The sequence below is a fragment of the Thermogemmatispora sp. genome, assembly GCF_019683755.1.
Taxonomy (GTDB): domain Bacteria; phylum Chloroflexota; class Ktedonobacteria; order Ktedonobacterales; family Ktedonobacteraceae; genus Thermogemmatispora.
In genome coordinates, this window is record NZ_JADGHT010000304.1 from 1 (window position 1) to 5,761 (window position 5,761).

Annotated in this window: 3 protein-coding genes and 1 pseudogene; 1 reads left to right on the forward strand and 3 read right to left on the reverse strand. The window is 57.8% G+C overall.

The window, feature by feature from the left end; genetic code table 11:
- A pseudogene (locus IRZ24_RS15955) lies at positions 1-394 on the forward strand (hypothetical protein); the annotation flags it as partial.
- Between the two features lie 142 nt (positions 395-536).
- On the opposite strand, the gene IRZ24_RS15960 reads toward IRZ24_RS15955, so the two are convergent.
- The 3 genes from IRZ24_RS15960 to IRZ24_RS15970 form a co-directional block, all read right to left on the reverse strand.
- A complete protein-coding gene (locus tag IRZ24_RS15960; RefSeq protein ID WP_297166138.1) occupies positions 537-3,797 on the reverse strand; it encodes an FtsX-like permease family protein in 3,261 nt (1,086 codons plus the stop codon).
- Positions 3,798-3,970: 173 nt separating this feature from the next.
- Complete coding sequence (locus IRZ24_RS15965) at positions 3,971-4,774, reverse strand: GDSL-type esterase/lipase family protein (RefSeq protein WP_297166140.1); 804 nt, start codon at positions 4,772-4,774, stop codon at positions 3,971-3,973.
- Between the two features lie 339 nt (positions 4,775-5,113).
- A complete protein-coding gene (locus IRZ24_RS15970; protein WP_297166142.1) occupies positions 5,114-5,476 on the reverse strand; it encodes a 4a-hydroxytetrahydrobiopterin dehydratase in 363 nt (120 codons plus the stop codon).
- Positions 5,477-5,761 lie beyond the last annotated feature (285 nt).

Sequence of the window (5,761 nt, forward strand, 5' to 3'; positions counted from 1 at the left end):
CCCTACACCCACACCCACCGCCACACCATCGCCCACACCCAGCCCAACACCTAGCCCGACACCAAGTCCTACACCATCGCCGACTCCTACCCCTACGCCGCCACTCCTGGCGGTCAGCCCGAGCCATCTTAACGGGCCGGACGACTGCAATCACGACAGTATTACCTTCCGCTGCGAGGTGACCCTCTCGCTTTCCTCCTCGGCCAGCGACACTACCCAGTGGTCCGCCAGTAGCTCCAATGTGCGCGCCTTCTTCTCGCCACAACAAGGCTGGCTAGAGCCGGGGAGTCAGCAACAGGTGACCATCTATATCTATGCCTCCTGTCCACGCAATGGCAAACTGCTCTTCCGCACTCAAGATGGCACCGCAGCCAGCGTCTCCTGGACCTGCTAGTCCATCCCCTTCACCTGCAGGGCCGCCCTTGCAACGGGCCTTAGCTTGTGTAATATGATTCACTGAGCCGCTCGGAACACTCTGAACAGAGCCTTACAGCGTCAGGCCAGCCAGTAGGGTCCCAGCTCCGTCAGACCTGCTTTCACTGATAGCGCAAAGCCTCGATTGGCGTAACGCGTCCCGCCTGCCAGGCCGGCAAGAGGGCCGCCAGCAGCGCAGCGCCAAGAGCGATACCCACAATGAGAGCAAGATGGCCCCAGGGAATAACAAAGACCAGGCTGGTCTGATAGCGCTCAAAGAAGTTGGCAGCGAACAAATTGCGCGCTAACAGCAATCCCAGCACCAGACCGATCAGGCTACCAAGGATCGCCACAAGCAAGGACTCGCCTAGAAAGGCCCCTCTGACCAGCCGCCGGCTGCAGCCCAAGGCCCGCAGCATGCCAATCTGTTGGCGTCGTTCAATCACGGCGCGCGTGCCAGTGATAGCCAGGGCGGCCACCCCTAAAAGAAGCGCCAACCCGACAATACCGATCATAATATCACTGAGGAGAATACGCGGTCCCCGCACCTCCCAAATGGCATCCTCCAGCACTGTAGTTTCCAGGCCTTCGTCGAGAAAGGCTGAGCCAAGTTGGAGAGCCAGCGCCCGCTTATCATGACCAGGGGCCACCTTGAAGTAATAACCCTGAACCTCGGGATTGTCATTGCCAACCGCGATTGAACCGTAGAGACGCTGCGAAATGTAGAGACCGAAATGATCGCCATTGCTGTTATCGACCACACCAATGATAGTCAGCTTGGCCACCGAAGCATTGAGCAGGGCAGAGGACAGATCTTCATCGCTCGTCGGTGAGCGGGTCACCCAGACACTTTGTGGGGTAAAACTGGTTTCTCCCAGAGAAATGCCGCTGAGGGCAAAGGCGTAGTATGGGTCCAGGCCAGGCGGCGTAAGCGGGACCCCGGCTTCGTTGGCCGTCGGTGCTGAGGGATCATAGACCCCAGGTGAACTGCGAGCACCCTGGCTGGCTTCTAGGGCGCTACTATCGATCAAAGCATAGTTCGGGTGCTCTTGCAAGGCCCGCCAGACAGCTTCATCGCTGCTGAAACCGCGTGCCCGCGCCACCAAGTGCAAACCATAGCCTTGTAAAAAGCCTCCACTGATCACTTGAGCCGGATAGAGGCGCCAGGCTGGCTGAGGAGCCGTCGGCTGAATGACTCCTACTAGCGTGGTAGTTCGCACTCCGAGAGCGCTGAAGTCTCCAGGATCAATTCCATGCCGCTCCAGGATGGTCCGCAACTGCTCATCAGGGGCCTGCTTGCTCTGGCCTGAGAGCAAGGGGCGAAAATAGGGAATAGCTTGAATATCATAGCCTCCTGTCTGCAGGTTAATGTCGGCGTAACTGTGCTGCATAGCCGCCGTGATGACCGTCATCACGGTTAAAGCGAAGACCACAAGGCTGAACATTGTCACGCTCAGCCCCATGCGAAAGCGGTAATGCAGCGGATAGGAGGCTATCAGACGCGCTAACAAGTGCAGACGCGGACGCAGCAGGCGCGAAAGCAGGAGCAGCGGCTTGACCAGCAGCTCCCCATTCGAGATGAGAGCCCAGACTACTCCCAAGGTCATCATGAAGCCGGCTAAGAAGAAAACCTCGATGCTGGCGCGGAAACGCACCAGCCCCAAGGAGGCAAAGAGATCAAATGGCACCGCCCAGTAAGCGCAGATGGTTAGCCCCGCAATTGCCGGTACTAGACGATCACAGAGACGGCGCACCCGCAGCCGGTGACGGGCCGGACTCAGCGCCACGATGATGGTTTTAAGTAGCAGGCAGCCACCAATCACCAGCAGTGAGAGACCGAGAGAGAAAGGTGCAACCAGACGGTCGGTTAGGCCATAAGAGAGCAGCCCCAGGCCCCCGAGCAGGGGCAGCAGACCCGCGAGCAGCAGTGCTCGCCCCCCTTCAATGAGCAGCTCGCCAAGATAGCTGAACAGGCGACGACTGCGCTGGCGTAAAGCCTTCCCTATCAGGGCAAGCAGGCCCACTAGCTCCTTAAGAGTGCGAGATCGCCGCTCAGGCTCCGGCAGATTGCGCAGCGCCTCCACTACGGTCATGCGACTCACCAACCAGGAGGAGACCGTCACAGCGCAGAAGGTGAAGATCGTGCCGAGACAGTAAGCGATGAGGAGACTACGTGGCTGAAAGGTTAGTTTGAGCGGAAAGTCGAAGCGCGCCAGCACGGGACCGAGCAAAAGCACAAGCAAGGCCCCAATGATCACCCCGAGCACTAAGCCGATAAAGGAAGCCAGCAGATCGTAGACGGCTCCTTCAAAGAGGAAGGTCAAGACTAGATGCCGGCGCAGCACACCAACAGCGCGCGCCATACCCATCTCAACCCGTCGCTCTGCCGCCAGGAGAACGAAGATTAAAAAGATGAGTAGCATGCCAATGGCTACGATAAAGAGGGAGAAGAGCACGAAGATACGAGAGAAAATATCTTGCGCCTTCTCGGAGTTCAGAATGGCCAGCTTCTTGACCTCGATGACATGGACATTGCGCGGGAGAAGCTGCTCTAGCTTCTCTTCCACGCGGTCGGAGATAGCGATGCTATCAGGACCATCGCTGCCGCGATTAGCCACAAAGATTTGGGTGATAGCATTGCCACACTGCTCGATCTGGCGGAATAGCTGAACTTGACTGACGATAAATGGGGTCTCGCCAATCATGCCGCTGCTATCGGCAACAGCTCGTACCCGCACTTCATAGCGCCGCCCTGGCCAGCGTTGCGAGTAGAGATAGAGGCGATCACCAGCATGAGCGTTGAGAAGCTGAGCCAGCGAGCGATTCAGATAGACCTCATTGCGACCCAACGAGGAGAGATGCAAGTGACCCTGGCCGTTCTCAGCCAGAATACCACCGAAGCCATCCTCACTGCCCGGGATAGCTGCCAGAGCGGTCACTCCCGAACGCACCTGGCGCGAGGTCTGGTCTGCCACCAGCAAATCATGCTCCATGATGGCAGCACCGAGGGCGGCAATATCAGGGTCGCTGCCTACCTGCTTCCGCAAACGGTAATAGATGGCCTCATCGAAGAAGCCCAGGTCACCGGAACCCCCTTCGATTGTCTCGTCCACATTGCCCACATTATAGGTGGCGACGCTGCGCACCGCTCCCGTGATCACATCTCCGGTCGCCAGAGCGCTAGAGAGCAAGGTTGTCGAGAGCATGAGCGCGAAGATGATCAGCACCATCTGCGTGCGCCGCCGTGGAATGTTGCGCACACCAATCTTAAAAAAAAGCCGATTGCTTAACGCCAGTACTAGCACCAGCACCACAATCGCCAGCGTCAGGATCAGTAGAATTGTGCTAAGGGTATCAAGCGGAATGCCAAAGAGTTCTGTCATGCCACCGTTCTGCAATTAGACTGAGCCTTGATGTCGCCTCCTGCCAGAGCTGTCCGCTTCCCTTTTCGCAGCGCTTTGTACCTCTCACCGCCAAGCGCACTGCGCCTCTGGTCTGCTCGGCTTGCCTTCTGAGGCGAAGGGATGGTCAGCCGGTCTGGCCTTAGCTGCTTAGCTCAGCGCAGCGCCCGATAAAAGAGATCAGCCAGAGCCACGTAGCCGATGACGCTCGGATGGAGACCATCCTCACTGATGTATTCAGGATGGCGAGCCAGGTTGTAGCCTTGCTGCGACAGATCCACCAGAATCAGGTGATGCCTTCTGACGTTATCAGCGATGGCAGCGTTATATTCCTGAATCTGCTCGCGCAGCCATTGCTGATCGAAAGAGCGAAAATGCGGGAGTAACGTCAGATCAGGCACGTTAGCAATGGCGATCCGCGCTCGTGGTGCCCCAGCCTGAAGACGCGTAAGGAGCAGATCCAGATCGCGCGCGTAGGCTCTTACCGGCACATGGTCGGCCAAATCATTGACGGCCAGCCAGATGGTGACGATATCGGGGTGAACATCGAGCGCGATAGGTACTTCCAGGCGCAGAGCCTGATGCAGATGGATACCTGGAATGCCGAGATTCACCAGGTGGACGGACGGGCCAAGCTTATGGGCTAAATCGATGGGCCAGTTATCGGCGTAGGGATCAGCGGTACCGAAACCAAAGGAGTCGGAGGCACCAATGGCAACGTAAACGAGGCCTTTATGAACCGCTCCCAGTTCGTTAGCAGCACTGGGTGTTTCATCCGTTGAGCCACAGGCGCTTAGCAGACAAAGACTACAGAGAAGACTGACTATTAGCCACAGGTTGATCTTGGCCAGCCGCGCCCGGCCCAGCTTGCATCCAGACCGAGGGCACGCCAGCCAGGGTAGCGGCTGGCGATCCTTGCCGTCACAGTTGCCGTACCCAGGCCTGCGGCGGTTAGCCATGGGAAGCCAATCCTTCCTTTGCGTGCTCATGCACAGGCATGTATGAGATCTACTCTGCTCCGGTGAATAGCTGCCTCTCTATGTGGATTATAGCATCTTTTTGAATATCATACTATATCAATTTATTGCGCCCCTTTGCCGAGAGCCAGAGGAGAGCGGATCTGGTCCCACCAGAGAGCGTTAGGGAGGGTAGGGCACCAGCATACGAGAGTCGAGAGCTTCGCACCACGCAGAGCACAGACCAGAGTGCGAGCTTTCCGCCTGCTGGTGCCGCAACCGCGCAAGCCGCTTCGGGTAAGGGGGCCAAGGCCCCACCTGGACTTTTTTATATCCCAAGCCCTAAGAGACCTTGCGACCTTCAGCCTGAGCAAAAGCTGCCTCAGTCTTAGCGGCCATAATAAAATCGTTCTGATGCAAGCCGCCGACAGCGTGGGTCCAGAAAGCGACCTTCACCCGTCCCCACTCCGTCACGAGCTGGGGATGATGATCCTGTTCCTCAGCGAGCGCTCCGACCGCATTCGTGAAAGCAAGAGCATGAGCGAAGTTATCGAACTGAAAGGTCTTTTCAAGACGTTTAACTCCGGCCACCTCGACCACCTGCCAACCAGGGACCTGAGGCAGCAAATTGCTGATCTCAGCATCTGTCAGAGCTGGCTCACCGCCGCGACAGGGCACACAGCGCATCTGGGCTAAATCCTGCATAGGTGCCTCCCATTTCCCTTGTCAGAAAACCAGACGAAGACCTGGATAACGCACCCAACCGGCAGACAGACAAGCATGAAGGGTGAAGCTCACGCATTGCCTATCCCGTAGTGCTCCTAGGAGGAGTATAGCCAAGAAGATCCAGCCATTGCCACTCCCCCAACCCAAAACCAAAAGGGAGCGTGCAGGTCTCCCCCCTGTCTGGTCAGACAGGCCCATCTCCTGGTCACATCCAGGCCGGCGGGCCTGCCCCCCCAACCGGGGGTACCCAACACGCTCCCCTCC